General features: G+C 70.0%; 17 protein-coding genes. 9 read left to right on the forward strand and 8 right to left on the reverse strand.

Translation table 11 applies throughout. The features are described 5' to 3' along the window. Window positions 1–178: 178 nt before the first annotated feature. Entirely contained in the window at window positions 179–1,099 is a 921-nt protein-coding gene (locus ABD289_RS10225) for a DMT family transporter (RefSeq protein WP_344129241.1), read from the reverse strand. A 73-nt stretch (window positions 1,100–1,172) separates the two neighbouring features. Here ABD289_RS10225 and ABD289_RS10230 point away from each other — a divergent pair, with 73 nt between their 5' ends. Then, window positions 1,173–1,742, forward strand: a complete 570-nt coding sequence (locus tag ABD289_RS10230) for a TetR/AcrR family transcriptional regulator (protein WP_344129243.1) — start codon at window positions 1,173–1,175, stop codon at window positions 1,740–1,742. A 46-nt stretch (window positions 1,743–1,788) separates the two neighbouring features. On the opposite strand, the gene ABD289_RS10235 is transcribed toward ABD289_RS10230, so the two are convergent. Continuing rightward, complete coding sequence (locus ABD289_RS10235; RefSeq protein ID WP_344129700.1) at window positions 1,789–2,343, reverse strand: TetR/AcrR family transcriptional regulator C-terminal domain-containing protein; 555 nt, start codon at window positions 2,341–2,343, stop codon at window positions 1,789–1,791. Between the two features lie 86 nt (window positions 2,344–2,429). On the opposite strand from ABD289_RS10235, the gene bioB reads away from it, so the two are divergent. The 4 genes from bioB to bioD are packed head-to-tail and all read left to right on the forward strand — an operon-like array spanning window position 2,430 to window position 6,557. Then, window positions 2,430–3,491: a biotin synthase BioB gene (bioB, locus tag ABD289_RS10240; RefSeq protein WP_344129245.1), complete on the forward strand. Its 1,062-nt coding sequence runs from the start codon at window positions 2,430–2,432 to the stop codon at window positions 3,489–3,491. Continuing rightward, entirely contained in the window at window positions 3,491–4,750 is a 1,260-nt protein-coding gene (locus ABD289_RS10245; protein ID WP_344129247.1) for an adenosylmethionine--8-amino-7-oxononanoate transaminase, read from the forward strand. Before bioB ends, ABD289_RS10245 begins: the two co-directional genes overlap by 1 nt. Then, on the forward strand, window positions 4,747–5,883 hold the full coding sequence (locus ABD289_RS10250) for an 8-amino-7-oxononanoate synthase (protein WP_344129249.1): 1,137 nt from the start codon (window positions 4,747–4,749) through the stop codon (window positions 5,881–5,883). The genes ABD289_RS10245 and ABD289_RS10250 overlap by 4 nt, the downstream gene beginning before the upstream one ends. Next, on the forward strand, window positions 5,880–6,557 hold the full coding sequence (gene bioD, locus ABD289_RS10255) for a dethiobiotin synthase (RefSeq protein WP_344129251.1): 678 nt from the start codon (window positions 5,880–5,882) through the stop codon (window positions 6,555–6,557). Before ABD289_RS10250 ends, bioD begins: the two co-directional genes overlap by 4 nt. A 564-nt stretch (window positions 6,558–7,121) precedes the next feature. Here the strand turns inward: bioD and gcl are convergent. The 3 genes from gcl to ABD289_RS10270 all read right to left on the reverse strand — a co-directional run bounded on the left by gcl (window position 7,122) and on the right by ABD289_RS10270 (window position 10,743). Beyond that, complete coding sequence (gcl, locus tag ABD289_RS10260; RefSeq protein ID WP_344129253.1) at window positions 7,122–8,825, reverse strand: glyoxylate carboligase; 1,704 nt, start codon at window positions 8,823–8,825, stop codon at window positions 7,122–7,124. Window positions 8,826–9,046: 221 nt separating this feature from the next. Continuing rightward, on the reverse strand, window positions 9,047–9,925 hold the full coding sequence (locus tag ABD289_RS10265) for a 2-hydroxy-3-oxopropionate reductase (protein WP_344129255.1): 879 nt from the start codon (window positions 9,923–9,925) through the stop codon (window positions 9,047–9,049). Window positions 9,926–9,945: 20 nt separating this feature from the next. Further along, complete coding sequence (locus tag ABD289_RS10270; RefSeq protein WP_344129257.1) at window positions 9,946–10,743, reverse strand: hydroxypyruvate isomerase family protein; 798 nt, start codon at window positions 10,741–10,743, stop codon at window positions 9,946–9,948. Between the two features lie 165 nt (window positions 10,744–10,908). On the opposite strand from ABD289_RS10270, the gene cmtR reads away from it, so the two are divergent. After that, the gene (gene cmtR / locus ABD289_RS10275) at window positions 10,909–11,238 is read left to right on the forward strand and encodes a Cd(II)/Pb(II)-sensing metalloregulatory transcriptional regulator CmtR (protein ID WP_344129259.1); all 330 of its coding nucleotides are present in this window, start codon (window positions 10,909–10,911) and stop codon (window positions 11,236–11,238) included. Further along, window positions 11,235–11,921 carry a cation efflux transmembrane domain-containing protein gene (locus ABD289_RS10280; protein ID WP_344129261.1) on the forward strand — a complete coding sequence of 229 codons (687 nt, stop codon included), beginning with the start codon at window positions 11,235–11,237 and terminating at the stop codon, window positions 11,919–11,921. Before cmtR ends, ABD289_RS10280 begins: the two co-directional genes overlap by 4 nt. Window positions 11,922–11,964: 43 nt before the next feature. Here ABD289_RS10280 and ABD289_RS10285 read toward each other — a convergent pair whose 3' ends face one another. The 3 genes from ABD289_RS10285 to ABD289_RS10295 form a co-directional block, all read right to left on the reverse strand. Further along, window positions 11,965–12,237: a hypothetical protein gene (locus tag ABD289_RS10285; protein WP_344129263.1), complete on the reverse strand. Its 273-nt coding sequence runs from the start codon at window positions 12,235–12,237 to the stop codon at window positions 11,965–11,967. A 20-nt stretch (window positions 12,238–12,257) separates the two neighbouring features. Continuing rightward, a complete protein-coding gene (locus tag ABD289_RS10290; protein ID WP_344129265.1) occupies window positions 12,258–13,925 on the reverse strand; it encodes a sodium:solute symporter family protein in 1,668 nt (555 codons plus the stop codon). 135 nt (window positions 13,926–14,060) lie between these two features. Continuing rightward, on the reverse strand, window positions 14,061–15,095 hold the full coding sequence (locus ABD289_RS10295) for a LacI family DNA-binding transcriptional regulator (protein ID WP_344129267.1): 1,035 nt from the start codon (window positions 15,093–15,095) through the stop codon (window positions 14,061–14,063). Window positions 15,096–15,444: 349 nt separating this feature from the next. Between ABD289_RS10295 and ABD289_RS10300 the strand changes: the two genes are divergently transcribed. Together ABD289_RS10300 and ABD289_RS10305 are read left to right on the forward strand one after the other, a co-directional pair. Further along, on the forward strand, window positions 15,445–17,445 hold the full coding sequence (locus ABD289_RS10300; protein ID WP_344129269.1) for an alpha-L-arabinofuranosidase C-terminal domain-containing protein: 2,001 nt from the start codon (window positions 15,445–15,447) through the stop codon (window positions 17,443–17,445). 57 nt (window positions 17,446–17,502) lie between these two features. Beyond that, window positions 17,503–18,534, forward strand: coding sequence for a glycoside hydrolase family 43 protein (locus tag ABD289_RS10305; protein ID WP_344129271.1), 1,032 nt, complete (start codon window positions 17,503–17,505; stop codon window positions 18,532–18,534). Window positions 18,535–18,583 lie beyond the last annotated feature (49 nt).

Here is an 18,583-nt window from a genome sequence, read left to right on the forward strand (position 1 = left end):
CGCCGACTCCAGCGTCATGGACCTCATCTCCAAGGGACTCAACACCTCCAGCGACGACTGACCGGTCGAGACAGACCCCGCCACAGGCGAGTGGCCAGGACGGCAGGACCGTCCTGGCCACTCGTGTTCGAACCGGCAGTCGCGCAGAGCCGTCGGGGCTTCCGCGAGCGGCAGGCACCTAGCTCGCGGTGTTCGCGGCGGGTCGGCGTTGCGCGCAGCTGCGATCGCCGCGGGCAACCGGCCTCGGCCGCAGCGCGATCACGCCGGCCAGGGCCAGCAGGAACCCGGGAACTGCGGTCACCTGCAGCGGCTGATCGAGCGCGGCGGCGCTCCAGGCCGCGGCCACGGACGGGGTCAGGAACAGCAACGCGCTGACGGCCAACGAGCCGGAGCGGTCCAGCACGAGCAGGTAGGACCCGTACCCGCCCACGAACGACACGACGACCAGCAGGACCTGCGTCACCCAGAACCCCGACCCGGCCGGCGGTGCTACCTCGCCACCGGCGACGGCGACGATCGCGAAACCGGCCAGCGCGGCGCCGGACTGCACGGTGAGCGAGTCCAGCAGGTCGTAGCCTGACGGGCGCGGACGCCGATCACCCAGCAGGGTCGCCAGGGCGAGCCCGGCCATACCCCCGACGACGACCAGAACGCCGAGCGGACCGCCTCCGGTACCGACGTCGGTGGCGACCACGATGGCGACCCCGCCGAAACCGGCCAGCAGCCCGAGCGCGCGGCGAGCGCCCAGCGGTTCGCGCGCCATCCGGCTGGTGATCACGGCCACGACCACCGGCTGCAACGAGGCGATCAGCGCGCTGGTGCCGGCGGGAACGCCGAGCGTGGCGCCGTGGAAGACTCCGGAGAGGTAAACGGCCTGGCCGAGCACGCCGAGGACGATCTCGCGGGCGAGGAACGCCCGGCCGTAGCGGCGACCGCGCGCCACCGCGATGACCAGCAACAACGCCGTGGTCATCGCATAGCGCCAGAACAAGGTGGTGTTGGCGGCTGCTCCGGTTTCCGCGGCGAGGCTGGCACCGACGAAGCCGGAGCTCCAGCACACGACGAAGGCAACGGGCAGGAGCGCGGAGAGAACTCGCATATCACGAAGTAACCACACCGGTAGGTATACTCGCAGTATCCACTTTGCGGACCCGGCCGACGGAGGAGCGACGATGGTGCGAGCACCGAATCCGGACACGCCTGCGGGCAGGAGGATCCTCGAGGTCGCCGGGACCCTGTTCTACGAGCGCGGCATCGGCGCGGTCGGCGTCGACCTGATCGCCGACGAGGCGGGCACCACCAAGAAGACCCTCTACGACCGATTCGGCTCCAAGGACGCGCTGGTCGCCGCCTATCTGCGCGACCGCGAGCAACGCTGGGAACGGTTCCTCGACGAGTGGTTCCGCACCCGCGCTCCCACGCCGGGACCGGAGCGGGTGGTTGCGGTGCTCGACGCCGAGGAGGCGTGGTGGGCGGGCAGCCGCCGGGGCTGCGCGTTCGTCAACGCCTTCGCCGAGCTGGGCGAGGAGGACCATCCGGGACGCGCCGTGCTGCGCGCGGGCAAGCAGCGGGCGCGCGCGATGTTCATCGCGCTGCTCACCGAAGCCGGCGTCGCGAACGCCGAAGCGCTCGGGGCGCAGGTGCACCTGGTCTACGAAGGAGCGATGGTCAACCTGACCGCGGGCGGCATGGACAGCGCCTTCGACGAGGCCAGAGCGGCGATCCGCGCACTGGTGGGCTGAATCGGCCGCGCCCGAGAGCCCCGTCGCGGCGAGCACCTCGGCACCTTCAGCCGGTCACCCGGCTGCGCAGGCCGTCGAGGACGAGCTGGATGCCGCGTTCGAAGTCGGCGGGCCCTCCTGGGGCGCGCTCGATCGCGCCCGCGCTCGCGGCCTGCAACGCGGTCTGCTCCTCGGCGGTGTGGCCGAAGACGAGGTGCAGCAGGGCCCGGGTGCCCACCCCGACCAGCTCGTCGGGCAGGCCGCCGTCGCGCAGCGCCTCGCGCAGCTCTTCGGCGGGTTCGCCCGCGCCGAGACCGAAGGTGTGCGCGGTGACGACCACCTCGGCGCCGTCGCGGTAGGCCAGCATCGCGTCGCGCAGCTCGCCGCAGACCTCCAGGACCCGCTGCTCCCACGCCCCCGCCCGGCGCGGGCGACGGCCGCGCGCCAGGATCTCGTCCGCGATCGCGGCCAGCAGCGACTGCTTGTTCGGCACGTGGTGGTAGAGCGCGCTCGGCTGCACCCCCAGTTCGGCGGCCAGCCGCCGCATGGTCAGCGACTCCAGCCCGTACTCGTCGAGCACCGCGATCGCGCGGTCCACGACATCGCTGCGGTGGTAGCGCACCCCTGCCCCTCTCATGTTGACCGATCTACCGACCCAGTCTATCTTGAACAGCGTTCAGGTGAACAGTGTTCAGGTAGGGAGCGACGATGGGCGGTACCTTTCAGCAGATCGCGGATCGGGTCCTCGCGGGGACACCGGCCACGCCCGAGGACGCGCTGGCGGTGCTGCGCGCGCCCGACGACGAGCTCATGTCCGTGGTGGCCGCCGCGGCCGAACTGCGCCGAGCGCACTTCGGCAACACCGTTAAGGTCAACTACCTGGTGAACCTGAAATCGGGACTGTGCCCGGAGAACTGCAACTACTGCTCGCAGGCGCTGGGTTCGAGCGCGCCGATCCTGAAGTACTCGTGGCTCTCGCCCGAGGAAGCTCTCGAGCAGGCAGGCGCCGGGCTCGGCGGCGGGGCGAGCCGGGTGTGCCTGGTCGCCTCCGGTCGCGGTCCGTCCGACCGGGACGTCGACAAGGTCACGTCGATCGTCGGCGAGCTCAAGGAGAAGCACCCCGGCGTGGAGGTCTGCGCCTGCCTGGGACTGCTGGGCGAAGGTCAGGCCGAACAGCTGGAGCGAGCCGGGGTGGACGCCTACAACCACAACATCAACACCGCCGAGAGCAACCACGAGAACATCGTCCAGACGCACACCTACGACGACCGCGTCGACACGGTGCAAAAGGCCAAGAGCGCGGGCATCTCACCGTGCTCGGGCCTGATCGCGGGCCTGGGCGAGACCGATGAGCAGCTCGTCGAGGCGCTGTTCGCGCTCAAGGAGCTCGACGCGGACTCGATCCCGGTCAACTACCTGATGCCCTTCGAGGGCACGGCGTTCGAGAACACCTGGGAGCTCACGCCCGCCCGCTGCGTGAAGATCCTGGCGATGGCGCGGTTCGTGTGCCCGGACAAGGAGGTGCGCATCGCCGGAGGCCGCGAGATGCACCTGCGGTCGCTGCAATCGATCGCGCTGCACGTGGCCAACTCGATCTTCCTGGGCGACTACCTCACCTCGGAGGGCCAGGACGCCGAGGCCGACCTGGCGATGATCCGGGACAACGGCTTCGTGGTGCTGGGTTCCGAGGAGGAACTGGCGCAGCGGGACCACCGGGACCCGGCCATCCGGCGCCGCGGCGCGGGCACCGATCTGCTGCCCAACGCCTGATGAGCACCGCGGACCCGCTCGCCTTCGACCGCGAGCACCTCTGGCACCCGTACACCTCGATGACCGATCCGGCACCGACGCGCCTGGTCACCGGCGCATCGGGCAGCCGGATCACGATCGACGGCGTGGGGCCGGTCGTCGACGGGATGGCGTCGTGGTGGTCGGCCATCCACGGCTACCGGCACCCCGTGCTCGACGATGCGCTGCGCGATCAGGTCGAGAACATGGCGCACGTGATGTTCGGCGGGCTCACCCACCGACCGGCGGTCGAACTCGCCCGGCGACTGGTCGAGGTGACTCCCGAGGGCCTCGATCGCGTGTTCCTGGCCGATTCCGGTTCGGTGAGCATCGAGGTCGCGATGAAGATGGCGCTGCAGTACCAGCGCGGTGCCGGTCGTCCCGGGCGGACCCGGTTCCTCACGGTCCGCGGCGGCTATCACGGCGACACGTTCGACTGCATGAGCGTCTGCGACCCGGCCGGCGGAATGCACTCGATGTGGTCGGACGTGTTGCCGCAGCAGGTCTTCGGCGAGCGACCGCCTCGCGAGAAGTCCGAAGTCGCGGCGTGGGCCGAGGGATTCCGGGAATTGGCCGCGTCGCAGGCGGATCAGCTCGCCGGGCTCGTCGTGGAGCCGCTGCTGCAGGGCGCCGGTGGGATGCGTCCGTACCCGGCGGAGTGCCTGCGGGTGTTCCGCGAGGTCGCCGACGAGCACGGCCTGGTGCTGGTCTTCGACGAGATCGCCACCGGATTCGGCCGCACCGGAACGTTCTTCGCCGCCGAGGCCGGTGGGGTGAGCCCCGACGTGCTCTGCGTCGGCAAGGCGTTGACCGGTGGCTACCTGACGCTGGCGGCGACGCTGTGCACGCCCGAGGTCGCCCGCGGCCTGTCGGACAGCGATTCCGGGGTGCTCATGCACGGGCCGACCTTCATGGGCAATCCGCTGGCCTGCGCGGTGGCTTCGGCCAGCATCGATCTGCTCGTCAACTGCGATTGGGCCGCCGAGGTCGGCCGGATCAACTCCGGGCTGCAGGCGCTGCACGATATCGACGCCGCCGACGTGCGCGTGCTCGGCGCGGTCGGCGCGGTCGAGCTCGATCACCCGGTGGACGCGGCGAAGGCCACCGAAGCCGCACTGGCGCACGGGGTTTGGCTGCGCCCGTTCCGCAACCTGATCTACACGATGCCGCCCTACGTGTGCAGCGACGCGGACGTCGCCACCATCTGCGCGGGCATCGCCGCCGCCGCGGAGGCGGGATGAGCGCCTGGGCCGAGTGGTTCACCGCGCAGCGGGCCGAACGCGAGGAGGCCGGCCTGCAGCGGACGTTGCGCCCCCGGGCGGCCGACGAGCAGGTCATCGACCTGGCGAGCAACGACTACCTGGGGCTGAGCGCTCATCCCGAGGTGCGCCGGGCTGCCGCGGACGCCGCGCTGACCTGGGGCGCCGGATCGGCCGCGTCCCGGCTGGTCACCGGTACCACCACGCTGCACGCCGAGTTGGAGCGCGAGCTGGCCGAGTTCACCGGGCACGAGGCGGCGCTGGTGCTGTCCACGGGCTATCACGCCAACCTCTCAGCGGTGACGGCGTTGGCCGGCAAGGACGCGCTGATCGTCTCCGACGCGCACGTGCACGCCTCGCTCATCGACGCCGCCAGGCTCTCGCGGGCTTCGATCGAGGTCGTCGCGCACAACGACGTGGCGGCGGTGCGCTCCGCGCTGGCCTCCAGCGGTAAGCGGGCGATCGTGCTGACCGAGTCGGTGTTCTCGGTCCTCGGCGACGCCGCCCCGCTGGCCGAGCTCGCCGGGGCGTGCGCCGATCACGACGCGCTGCTGCTGGTCGACGAGGCGCACGGGCTCGGCGTGCGCGGCGCGGGTGGCCGAGGGCTGGTGCACCAACTCGGCCTGGCCCGGCACCCGAACGTCGTGGTCACCGCGACGTTGTCGAAGTCCCTCGGGGCGATGGGCGGCGCGGTGCTCGGCTGCCCGGACCTGGTCGACCACCTGATCAACCGAGCGCGCCCGTTCATCTTCGACACCGCCCTCGCCCCGCCGGCAGCGGCGGGCGCGCTGGCCGCGCTCCGGCAGCTGCGCTCAGATCCCGCACTGCCGCGGCGGGTTCACCACCGCGGCGAGCGTCTCGCCGCCCGGCTGCGGGTTCCCGGATCGGCGGGCGCGGTGTTGTCGGTTCCGATGCCCGCTCCGCAGGTGGCCGTCGCCGCGCAGGCCGAGGCACTGGCCGAGGGCGTCCGAGTGGGCTGCTTCCGGCCTCCGTCGGTGCCCGATGACGTCTCGCGCTTGCGCATCACCACCCAGGCGGGCCCCGACGAACAGCGCTGGAACGAGGCCGTCGAGATCCTCGCCCGCGTCATCGAGGAACACCGGAGCCAGCAGTGATCACCATCGTCACCGGAACCGACACCGGAGTCGGGAAGACCATCGCGACCGCGGCGCTCGCGGCCACGTCCGGACCGGAAACGCTCGTGGTCAAGCCCGCTCAGACCGGGGTCGGCCCCGATGTTCCCGACATCTCGGTGGTCGAGCGTCTGGCCGGGTGCGCGGTCGCGGAGTTCACCCGGCTCGAGGACCCGCTCGCCCCGGACACGGCGGCTCGACTGCGCGGCGTCGAGATCCCGTCGATCGCCGAGCACGCCGCGCGGATCCGCGAGCTGGCCCGCACCCGCGACTCGGTCATCGTCGAGGGCTCCGGCGGACTCCTCGTCCGCCTGGACACCGCCGGGGGCACGCTGCTGGATCTCGCTCGCGAGCTCGCCGGGGAACAGCGCCTCGAGATCCAGGTCGTCACGCGCCCCGGCCTGGGAACGCTCAACCACACCGAGCTCACCGTCGCCGCCCTGCGCGCCCGCGGCCTCGAACCGGCGGGCCTGATCCTCGGCGCGGTCCCGCGCTCGGTCTCCCTCGCCGAAGAGCAGAACCGCACCGAACTCCCCCGCCTCACCGGACTACCGCTCACCGCGGCGATCCCCGAAGGCGCGGCGACCCTGGCACCGGACGTGTTCCGCAAGGCCGCGGCCAGCTGGATCACCGGTCGCTGTGACAGTTTTGCCTAAGGGGTGCTTGCAGAATGCGGTGGGGCCGCTGGTTCAGGTGGGGACTCAGCCTGCGCCGCCGCGGGTTCTCAGACGTCGTCGGGCGAGGACAGCCGCGGCGCCGCGCAGGTGGCTGCTCGAGCAGCGGATCCCGCAGCCCGGCGGCGTCTGAGGTTCCGCTCCCGGCACCGCCACGCAAACCGCAAACTGAAATGTCCCCAAAAACTGTCCGGGCAAAACGGACGTGCTCGCGGGGTCTCCGCGGGGGTCGCACCGCGGAGCGTTCGGGGTTCGCCGGGTGAGGTGTCCTCCGCCGAGGCGTCCGGCAGCGCGCGCTCGGCGGAGGACACTGGAGCGCCGGAACCCAGCGCCCCGGCCTGTCCCCGGTCGTTGCGTGCCTGCGCGAGGCCAGAGCCGGCCCTGCACGAGCAACCGACACCGCAACGTGTTCCGGCACCCGCACCAGCACGCAGCGAGCACGGGGACAGGTGTTCGGGGCGAGGTGCGCTCGCCGGGGCGTGATCCGGCGAGCGCACCTCCGTCGGACCGCGGGTCCGTTCCCGGCTTCCGGACCCGCGGCCCCGCTCAGGGGTTGGCGACCGGTTCCGGCTCGATCAGGGCGTCGATGCTGGTGCCCCGCGCCGTGGACGCCTCCCGTTCGATCATCACCTCGACCAGCACCGGACGGCTGGTGTTCACGGCCTCCTTGCGGGCCCACTCGATGGTCCCGCGCAGCTCACCGGGTTCGAACACGCGAGCGCCGGTGCAGCCGTAGGCTCGCATGAGAGCCACGTTGTCCGTGCCGTTCTCGTCGTAGTGGATGTCCACTTCGGTGTTCATGCCGAACCCGTCGGCCTCGGCCTGGCGGATCAGCCCGAGGTACTCGTTGTTCAGCATGATGATCACGAACGGCACGTCGTACTGCGCCGCGACCGCCAGTTCCTCGACGAGGAACTGGAACGAGTAGTCCCCGACCACCGCGACGACCTCGGCGTCCGGTTCCGCCGACTTCACCCCGATCGCGGCGGGGATCTCCCAGCCCAACGGCCCGGCCTGCCCGCACACCTGGTAGTGCCGGGGCAGCTGCGCCCGCTGGAACTGCCCGCCCCAGATCTGGTAGAGGCCGATTGCGGTGGTGAAGTAGGTCTCCGGCGGGAAGATCTCGTTGATCTCGCGGTACACCCGCGGCGCCTTGATCGGCACCGTGTCGTAGTCGTCCGGCCGGGTCAGCGTCCGCTTCAGCTCGCCGACGCGCCGCACCCACTCGTCGAAGCCCCGGTGCGCCTCGCGCTTTCGCGCCGCGTCGAGCAGCGCCTCCAGGAACAGCCGGGCGTCCGAGACCACCCCGAGGTCGGGGCCGAAAACCCGGCCGATCTGGGTCGGTTCGACGTCGACGTGGATGAACCGGCGTTCGCCGCGGTAGACGTCCAGCGCACCGGTGTGCCGATCGCCGAAGCGAGCACCCACGGCCAGCACCAGATCCGATTCCAGGAACGACCGGTTGCCGTAGCGCTGCGAGGTCTGGATCCCGGTCATCCCGGCGTAGAGCTCGTGATCCTCCGGGAAGGCCCCCTTGCCCATCAGGGTGACCTGCACCGGAACGCCGAGCAGTTCGGCGAGTTCGCGCACCTGCCCGGACGCCTCGGCGCCGATCACGCCGCCACCGGCCAGGATCAGCGGGCGTTCCGACTCGAGCAGCATGTCCAGCGCCCGCTCCACGCGCGGCGGGTGCGGTTCGAGTCGCTGCACCGGCAGTGGGGCGTCCAGCTCGGGATCCCACTCGATCTCCTGCTTCTGCACGTCCAGCGGCAGGTCGATCAGGACCGGGCCGGGCCTGCCCGAACGGGCGATCCGGAAGGCCTCGCGGAAGATCCACGGTGCCAGCGCGGCTTCCTTGACCTGCACGGACCACTTGGTGACCGGCTTGGCCACCTCGACGATGTCGACCGCCTGGAACGCCTCCTGGTGCAGCTTCGAGGACACCGCCTGCCCGGTGATGCACAGCATCGGGATCGAATCGGCCTGCGCGGTGTACAAACCGGTGATCATGTTCGTGCCGGCGGGCCCGGAGGTGCCGATGGCCACGCCGACGTTGCCGTTGGTGCGCGCCCAGCCGTCGGCCATGTGCGTGGCGCCCTCTTCGTGCCGCACGATCAAGTGCCGGATCCCGCTGTCCTCCATCGCCTCGTACAGCGGCAGGATCGCCGCTCCCGGGCACCCGAAGGTCACGTCGATGCCCTCGGATTCGAGCAGCTCGACAACGGCCCGCATGACAGGAACTCTGGCCATGATGTAAGACTTCCTCTCGGGTGCGCGCCTCTCGGGCGCGCACCAAGTTGGGAACGGGTCGGCGGCGTGGTTGCTTGGCGGCGCTAAGCCGCCGGCCCGTGACCGTCTTCGCCGGGGGTTGTGCTGGTCGATACCTCCTTCGAACCGCTCCCGCCCGCGGCGAGGCCGAGGTGCGTCCCCGGCCCGCGCCGCCGGGCGGAACCGGCCCGTCGCAGGAGCGGTCAGGAACTCGCGTTGAGCGCGGTGATCTGACGCAGCAGGCCGGAGTGGTCCAGCGACCCGTCGCCCTGCGCCACGGCGGCGGCGACCAGCTGGCTGACCAGCGATCCGAGCGGAATGCTCAACCCGGCGTCGCGCGCGGCGGACTGGACGATGCCGAGGTCCTTGTGGTGCAGCTCCAGGCGAAAGCCCGGGGCGAACTCCCGGTCGCGCATCTTGCCGCCCTTGGCGTCGAGCACCGCGCTGCCCGCCAGGCCCCCGCCGAGGACCTGCAGGCCCGCTTCGGTGTCGACGCCGTGGCTTTCCAGGAACACCAGCGCCTCGGCGAGCAGACCGATGTTGCCCGCGACCATCAGCTGGTTAGCGGCCTTGACCGTCTGACCGGCGCCTGCGGGACCGACGTGCACGATCGTCGCGCCGACCGGCTCCAGCACGTCCCGGGCGGCCTCCACGTCCTGGTCGGAGCCGCCGAGCATGATCGACAGCGTGCCGTCGATGGCCTTCGGCTCCCCGCCGCTGACCGGTGCGTCCAGCGCGCGGACCCCCTTCGCCGCGGCGGCCTCGGCCACGCGGCGCGAGACATCGGGACGGATCGTGCTGCAGTCGATCAGCAGCGTTCCCGCAGCGGCGTGCGCGAGCACACCGTCGTCGCCGAGCACGACCTCTTCCACGTCCGGCGAGTCCGGCAGCATGGTGAACACGACCTCGGCCCCGGACACCGCCTCGGCCACGGTGCCCGCGCCCTTGCCACCCGCCTCGACCAAGCGGTCGATCTTGGGCTGGCTCCGGTTGAAACCGGTGACCTCATGACCGGCCTTGACCAGGTTGGCCGCCATCGGACCACCCATGATGCCCAGTCCGACGAAACCGATCTTGCTCATTCGTCACCTCCGCGAAGTGTTCAGCGCCCGATCCAGCCGAAGCTGTCCGCACTGGCGCCGGTGGGTTTGTACTCGAGTCCGATGGGGCCGGTGTAGCCGACCGCATCGAGCTTGTCGAAGTAGTGCGCGAAATCGATGTCGCCGCTGCCGGGTTCGCCCCGGCCGGGGACATCGGCGATCTGCACGTGCCCGATGACCTCCGGGTGCTGCGCGAGCAGCGCGTCCGGATCGTCGCCGTTGGCCACCAGGTGGTAGATGTCGAACAACAACGCCAGGTTGTCGGCTCCCTCGGCGCGCACCCGGTCGATGACCGCCAGCGCGTCCCCCGCGGTCTTGAGCGGGTAGGCGTCCACGCCGCTGATCGGTTCGATCAGCACGGTTCCGCCGATGCGTCCCGCGGTCTTCGCCGCGCGCACCAGGTTCTCCGTGGCCAGCCCGTCCTGCGCGGCCGGATCGAGGCCGTCCACGCGATTGCCGTATAGCGCGTTGAACGCTCGGCAGTCCAGCCGCTCACCGATGCCGACCGCCACGTCGAGGTTGTCCACGAACTCGCTCGCCCGCTTCGGATTCGAGAGCACGCCGCGATCACCCGAAGGCAGGTCGCCACCGAAGAAGTTCAACCCGACCAGCGAGACCCCGGCGTCCTCGACCGCGCGCACGAACCTGTCCACGTCCCGGTCGCCGGGCACCGGCTCGGGGAACGGCCACCAGAACTCCACCGCGTCGAACCCGGCCGCCTTGGCCGCTGCCGGGCGTTCCAGCAAGTCGAGCTCAGCGAACAGGATCGAGCAGTTGACCTCGTACCGACTCGGGTCCATCGACACCGCCTCCGGATTTTCGTATCGCGAAAGTATTATTTCGTATAGCGGCACATTAGCGAGCCCGTGGTGATGTAGTCAAGGTCTCACCAGTGATTTTCAACAGAATGTTGATAGCGAAGCATGGGCTTCCAACAGTTCAGCCACGGCTGTACTGTTGGGCGCATGCTGACCTGTGAGACGCGCGAAGCCGCCATCGCCCGGCTCGGGCGGGCGATGGCCGACCCGACGCGCTGCCGGATACTGGTAGCCCTGCAAGAAGGGCCCGCCTATCCCGCGCAGCTGGCCGAGCGGCTCGGATTGTCCCGGTCGAACGTGTCCAACCACCTGTCCTGCCTGCGCGGCTGCGGGCTCGTGGTCGCGACCTACGCCGGCCGCAAGGTCCGCTACGAGCTCTCCGACATCCACCTGGCACACGCGCTCGACGAGCTGCTCAAGGTCGTCCTCGCCGTGGATCCGGGTCAGGAGTGCATCGACGACGAGGTGGCGACATGAGCGAGGAGACCCGACCGGTGAACACCACGGACGGCTGCGGCGACGACTGCTGCTCCGGCAGCTCCGCGGTCGCCGCCGGAGGAACCACCGATGCGCGACGAGGCGTGCTCGCCCGCAGGATTCGCCTGCTGGTCGCGGCCACCATCATCTACAACGTCGTCGAAGCGATCGTGGCCATCGGGGCGGGAGCCGTCGCGTCCTCGACCGCGCTGATCGGATTCGGCCTGGACTCGGCCATCGAGGTCGCCTCGGCCACCGCGGTCGCCTGGCAGTTCTCCGGGCGCGACCCGGAATCGCGAGAACGCGTGGCACTGCGCGTGATCGCGGTGTCGTTCTTCGCCCTCGCGGCCTACGTCACCGTCGAGGCGGTGCGTTCGCTGCTGGGCGCGGGCGAGGCGAGCCACTCCACCATCGGCATCGCCCTGGCGGCGTTGTCCCTCGTGGTCATGCCCGGCCTGTCCTACGCGCAACGCCGCGCCGGGCGCGAACTCGGCTCGGCCAGCGCCGTGGCCGACTCCAAGCAGACGCTGCTGTGCACCTACCTGTCCGGTGCGCTGCTGATCGGCCTGCTGCTCAACAGCCTGCTCGGCTGGTCGTGGGCCGACCCGGCGGTCGCACTGCTCATCGGTGTCGTCGCCGTCGTCGAGGGCCGCACGGCCTGGCGCGGCCAGCACTGCTGCTGATCACGGGTGCGGCCCGGCGAACCGCCGGGCCGCACCGGTGTCGTCAGTTCTCCGGGCGCAGCGGCCGGAGCTTGAGCCACAGGAAGAACACGGCACCGACGGCCAACATGCTCACCCCGGTCCACAGGTTGATGTTGACTCCCTGGGCCTTCTGGATGTCGGCGTCGCTGGCGAACACACCGATCAGTCCGATGAGGACCCCGTAGAACACGAAAAGCCCGCCGATCACGGCGCGAATATCGAACAGGCTCGAGGCCGTGCCGGAGCGCCGCTCCAGGTCGTCGAAGCGGGGCTCGTCCATCTTGCCTTCGGACATCGTCAGTCTCCTCCCGGCGATCACAGCGAGAACGGGACGTAGCACAGGGCCGCCAGCACGATGGCCCCCCAGCCCAGCAGTGCCGGGCTGCGGTACCACGCCTCGTCACCAGCGGAGTGCTCTCCCGTGGCCCGCACGGCACTCCGGGTGTAGACCAGGCCTTCCAGCTCGGCGTCGGTCTTCGGCGCGGTGGCCAGCGCGATCGGCACGCTGACCGCCACGTCCACCGCGAAGGCGATGATCGAGGCGACCATGTTGGCGCCCTGGTCGGTGCTGATCGCCACCAAACCCGTCTGGTAGGCCACGTAGAACGAGATCGGCGCCAAGGTGCCCAGGAGCAGTCCCCAGAAACCGGCCTTCGCCGTCATCCGCTTCCAGAACAGCGCCAGGATGAACGTGGCGAACAGCGGGACGTTGAAGAACGAGAACAGGGTCTGCATGTAGTTCATGATGTTGCTGAAGGACGCGGCGATGAACGCCGTGCCCATGCCGATCACCACGCCCACCGCGGTGATCACCCGCCCGACCGTGAGGTAGTGCCCGTCGGGCATGTTCGGCTTGATGTAGGCCTGCCAGATGTCGGTGGTGAACACCGTGTTGAAACTGGAGACGTTGGCCGCCATGCCCGCCATGAACGAGGCCATCAAACCGGTGACGGCCAGCCCGAGCACACCGTTGGGCAGCAGGTCGCGCATCAGCATCGGGATCGCGTCGTTGTAGTCGAAATCGCTGCCCGGCTTGCCGATCGTCGGCTCGATCAGCAGCGCGATGATGCCCGGCAGCACCACGATCAGCGGGATGAACATCTTCGGGAACGCCGCGATCAGCGGAGTGCGCCGGGCCGCCGAGAGGTTCTTGGCCGACAGGGAGCGCTGCACCTCGGCGAAGTTGGTGGTCCAGTACCCGAACGACACCGCGAAGCCCAGACCGAGGGTAATCGTCAGCCAGTTCGCACCGAGCGGGTTGTCCTGCCCGAAGCCTGTGTTGCCCCAAGCGGTCAGGAATTCGGGCCCGGGGCCGGTGGTGATCTTGTCGATGAGCCCGTCGAAACCGCCGATCCTGATCAGGCCCAGCACGGTCAGCGGCACCAGCGCGGCGACGATCACGAAGAACTGCAGCACCTCGTTGTAGATCGCCGAGGAAAGCCCGCCGATGACGATGTAGGCGAGCACGAAGACCCCGGCCACCACGATCGACGTCGCCAGCGGCCACCCGAGCAGGGCGCGCAGCACGATCGCCAGCGCGTAGAGGTTCACCCCGGCGATCAGCACCGAGGCCACGGCGAAGATCACCGCGCTGAGCAGGTGCGAGGAGGGGCTGAACCGCAGCAGCAGGAACTCCGGAACGCTGCGCACCTTGGAGTTGTAGTAGAACGGCATCATCACCAGACCGAGGAACACCATCGCCGGAATGGCCCCGATCAGATACCAGTGCACCGTGTAGGCGCCGTACTGGGCGCCGTTGGCGGCCATGCCGAGGATCTCGGTGGCGCCCAGGTTCGCCGACACGAACGCCAGCCCGGTGACCCACGCCGGCAGCGAGCGCCCGGACAGGAAGAAGTCCAGGCTGTTGTTCACGCTCCGCTTCGCCGCGAACGCGATGCCCAGCACCACGGCGAAGTAGGAGCCCAGGATGACGTTGTCCACCCAGTTCATGGACAGGCGTAAAGATTCCGCGTAGATGTGCATGCGTGTTCCCCGGAGTAGCAACAAGTCTTGCGAGAACGGGTTTTCCACAATCGGGCGAGGCGCGCCCCTCCCGGTGCGTTACGCGAGTCGTCCCGATGCTCTCCTCTCGTCGTCGAGTGAAGACCTGGCCGCGGTTCAGACGCTGCGCGGCCCCGTGCTCTCCCGGACGATCAGCTCCGCGGGCACCACGGTCCGCTGCTCGACCCGCTGACCCTCTATGCGGCCGAGCAGCTGGCCGAAGGTCTGCTTGCCGAGAGCGATGAAGTCCTGCCGCACCGTGGTCAACGGCGGGCAGAAGTAGGCGGCCTCGGGGATGTCGTCGAATCCGACCACCCGCACGTCGTCGGGCACCGCCACGCCCGCCTCGGAGAAGGCCCGCAGCACGCCGAGGGCCATCTGGTCGTTGGCCACCAGCACCGCCCCGACCGGATCGGGGTCGTGCAGCAGCTCCCAACCGGCGAGATAACCCGACTGCGGACTCCAATCTCCGCGCAGAACCGGGAACTCGGCCGCACCGCGAGCGGTGACCACGTCGCGCCAACCCGCCTCGCGGGAGCGCGACTCGTGCCAGCCGTGCGGACCGGCGACGTGCCGCACCGTCTCGTGCCCCAACGCGAAGAGGTGCTCGGTCGCGCGCCGCGCACCGTCCCGGTGGTCCACCGTGGACACCGGGACCGGTGATCCCTCGGCGTCGGCGACGGCGACCAGCGGCACGTCCTGCGAGACGTCGCGCAGCGCACGCGCGGTCGCCTCGTGCGGGGCGATCACCACCACGCCCTCGACGCCCTGCCCGCGCAGCCGGTCGAGCGCGCTGCTGATCTGCGCGTGCTCGGGAGCGTTGACGCTGGTGATCGAGACCGCGTAACCGGCGTCGCGGGCGGCGTTCTCCAGCCCGTAGAGCGTGCTCGCCGGACCGTAGAGCACCGAGTCCAGAGCAACCACGCCGAGCGTGCGCGAGCGCCCGGTGGCCAGCCCCCTGGCCAGCGAATTCGGCCGATAGCCGAGCTTCTCGATCGCTTCCAGCACGCGCAACCGGGTCTCGGCGCGCACCGCTCCGCTGCCGTTGACCACCCGCGAGACGGTCATGTGCGAGACCCCGGCCGCCGCAGCGACATCGCTGAGCCCGGGCTGCCTGCCGGACCCGGCCGCGCTTTCCGCTCGCTTCGCCATCCGGCACCTCGCTTCATCGACGACCGAACGGAGTGTTAGCGATAACACAACTGCCGTCAACCCCCGATTTGCGACGAACCGGGTTGGTTGCCGAAACGTCACCGGAACCCGATGCGGGCTTCCGTTGAGCGACAGCGAAACCGGCCATCCGGGTGGCCCCCGCCGGAGTCCGGGTTGACCGGATCGGGACCCGTCCGTACCTTCCGATCTCGGTCGCGCTGTTAGCGCTCACTTCGCACCACCCCGCCAGGTCGGCGACATCCACCCGATCGCACCCCGTGCCGCAGGCCTGACGAAGATTTCGCACGTTGTCCGAAATATCGAACACAGCCGTTCCGAGGAGATCAGGATGACGAGAGCGTTACCCTCCCGACGCGCCGAGAAGCGAAGGCGCGGACGGCGCTCCGCGCTGGCGCTGGCCTTGACCGGTTCCCTGGCCATCGTCCCGCAAGCCGCGGCGCAGTCCGCCGACTACGACCTCACCATCGAGCCCGGCCGCGAGGGACCCGCCATCTCCGACGAGATGTACGGCGTCTTCTACGAGGACATCAACCGCGCCGCCGACGGCGGGCTCTACGCGGAGCTGGTGCAGAACCGCTCCTTCGAATACGCCCCGGTGGACAACCCCGACTACACACCGCTGACCGCCTGGCAACCCGCGCAGCAGGGCGGATCGGCCGAGGTCGTCGACGACGCGGGCAGGCTCAACGAGCGCAACCGCAACTACCTCCGGCTCACCGCCGACGGCCCGCAGGGCTACGGCATCACCAACACCGGCTACAACACCGGGTTCGCGCTGCGGGAAGGAGCGAAGTACGACTTCTCGGTGTGGGCGCGCACCGACCAACCCGCGGGTACCGCGCTGACCGCGATGCTGCGCGACCCCTCCGGAGCCCCGCTTTCCCAGCCCTTGGAGGTCAACGTCCGAGGCGACGGCTGGGCGAAGTACACCGGCACGCTCACCGCCACGAGAGCCGACACCCGTGGTCGCCTGGAGGTTTCGGCCGCCGGGCCGGCGACCCTCGGGCTGGACATGATCTCGCTGTTCCCCCGGGAGACCTTCAAGGGCCGTCCCAACGGGATGCGCGCGGACCTGGCCGAGAAGATCGCCGCGCTGAACCCCGGATTCCTGCGCTTCCCCGGCGGCTGCCTGGTCAACACCGGAAGCCACCGGGCCTACGAGGCCCCGGATTGGGAGCGCGAGCGCTCCTACCAGTGGAAGGACACCATCGGCCCGGTCGAGCAGCGCGCCACCAACGCGAACTTCTGGGGCTACAACCAGTCCTACGGCCTGGGCTACTTCGAGTACTTCCAGTTCGCTGAGGACGTCGGCGCGATGCCGCTGCCGGTGGTGCCCGCGCTGGTCACCGGCTGCGGGCAGAACCAGGCCACCGACGACCCGGAGCTGCTGCAACGCCACATCCAGGACACCCTGGACCTGATCGAGTTCGCCAACGGCCCGGTGACCTCCACCTGGGGCGCCAAGCGCGCCGAGATGGGCCACCCCGAGCCCTTCGGCCTCACCCACCTCGCGGTGGGCAACGAGGAGAACCTGCCGGACGAGTTCATGGAGCGGTTCGTGCAGTTCCGCGACGCCATCCAGGCGCGGCACCCGGACATCACCGTCATCAGCAACTCCGGCCCGGACGACAGCGGCCAGGTCTTCGACCGCGCCTGGGAGCTCAACCGCCGGCACGGCGTGGACATGGTCGACGAGCACTACTACAACGACCCCGCCTGGTTCCTGGCCAACAACCACCGCTACGACTCCTACGACCGCAACGGCCCGGAGGTCATCCTCGGCGAGTTTGCCTCCGAGGACAACAAGTTCCACAACTCGCTGGCGGAGGCCGCCTACATGACCGGGCTGGAGCGCAACGCCGACGTGGTAAGGCTCGCCTCCTACGCCCCACTGCTGTCCAACGTGGACTACGTGCAGTGGAGCCCGGACATGATCTGGTTCGACAACGCCCGCTCCTGGGGAACGACCAGCTATCAGACCCAGAAGCTGTTCATGAACAACGTCGGCGACCGGGTGGTGCCCAGCACCGCCACCGAGGACCAGGCGTTCCGGCAAGTGGTCACCCGCGACGAGCGTACCGGCGAGCTGATCGTCAAGGTCGTCAACGCCCAGTCCTCGCCCGCGCGAACCCATCTCGACGTCGGAACGGACGTCGAACCCACCGCCAGGGTGACCACCCTGCAGGGCGACCCGGAGGCGGAGAACACCGCCACCGAGCAGCCCATCCGCCCCGTCGAAACCACCCTCGACAGCGCTGCCCGGGAGTTCGACCACACCTTCCCGGCCAACTCGATCACCTTCCTGCGGCTGCGCCCCGCGCAGTCCTGAACCTCCGGGGGTGCCGGGCGCACCACGCGCGGCACCCCCGGATCCTAGGAGGAACTGATGCAGGCACGGATCTCGCGCCGCACCGCGCTGGCCGCCGGCGCGCTCGCGCTCGGCGCCACTACCATCCCGGCCACGGCGACCGCAGCATCGGCGCGCTACGCCAATCCGCTCGTCCGCCAGCGGGCCGATCCGCACATCACCCGGCACACCGACGGCTTCTACTACTACACCGCGACCGTTCCCGAGTACGACCGCCTCATCCTGCGCCGCGCCCGCACCATCGGTGGCCTGACCGACGCCGAGGAGGTCGTGCTGTGGCGCCAGCACGCCGACGGACCGATGGGTGCGCACATCTGGGCTCCCGAGCTGCACCACGTGGACGGGCGCTGGTACATCTACTTCGCCGCAGGCGACGCCGAAGACGTCTGGCGGATCCGGATGTACGTGCTGGAGAACGCCGCCGCCGACCCGTACACCGGCGAGTGGGTGGAGAAGGGCCAGATCGTCACGCCCTGGGACAGCTTCGCCCTGGACGCCACCACGTTCGTCCACGGTGGAACCCGGTACCTGGCGTGGGCCCAGCAGGAACCGGGAATCGACAGCAACAGCAACCTCTACCTCGCGCCGCTGACCGATCCCTGGACCATCTCGGGGCCCCCGGTGCGGCTGTCGCGACCGACTTACGACTGGGAAACCCGCGGGCACGAAGTCAACGAAGGGCCGGCGGTCATCCAGCGCAACGGGCGGGTATTCCTGTCCTACTCGGCCAGCGCCACCGACGCGAACTACTGCCTCGGTCTGCTGACCGCCTCCGCCGACGCCGATCTGATGGATCCCGGGGCGTGGGCGAAGTCGGCCGACCCGGTCTTCCGCAGCAGTGCGGCGAACAGCCAGTACGGGCCGGGGCACAACAGCTTCACCACGGCCGAGGACGGCCGCACCGACCTGCTCGTCTACCACGCGCGGCAGTACCGGGAGATCGACGGCGAACCGCTGCTCGACCCCAACCGCCACACCCGCGTCCAAGCGCTGGGCTGGAAACCCGACGGAACCCCGGACTTCGGAGTTCCAGTGCCCGACAGCCGCTAACGGGTCCTTGCATCACGCGGCGGAGCCGGATGCGGTGCGGGACTCAGCC

It is taken from the genome of Saccharopolyspora halophila, assembly GCF_039531955.1.
GTDB classification, from domain to species: domain Bacteria; phylum Actinomycetota; class Actinomycetes; order Mycobacteriales; family Pseudonocardiaceae; genus Saccharopolyspora; species Saccharopolyspora halophila.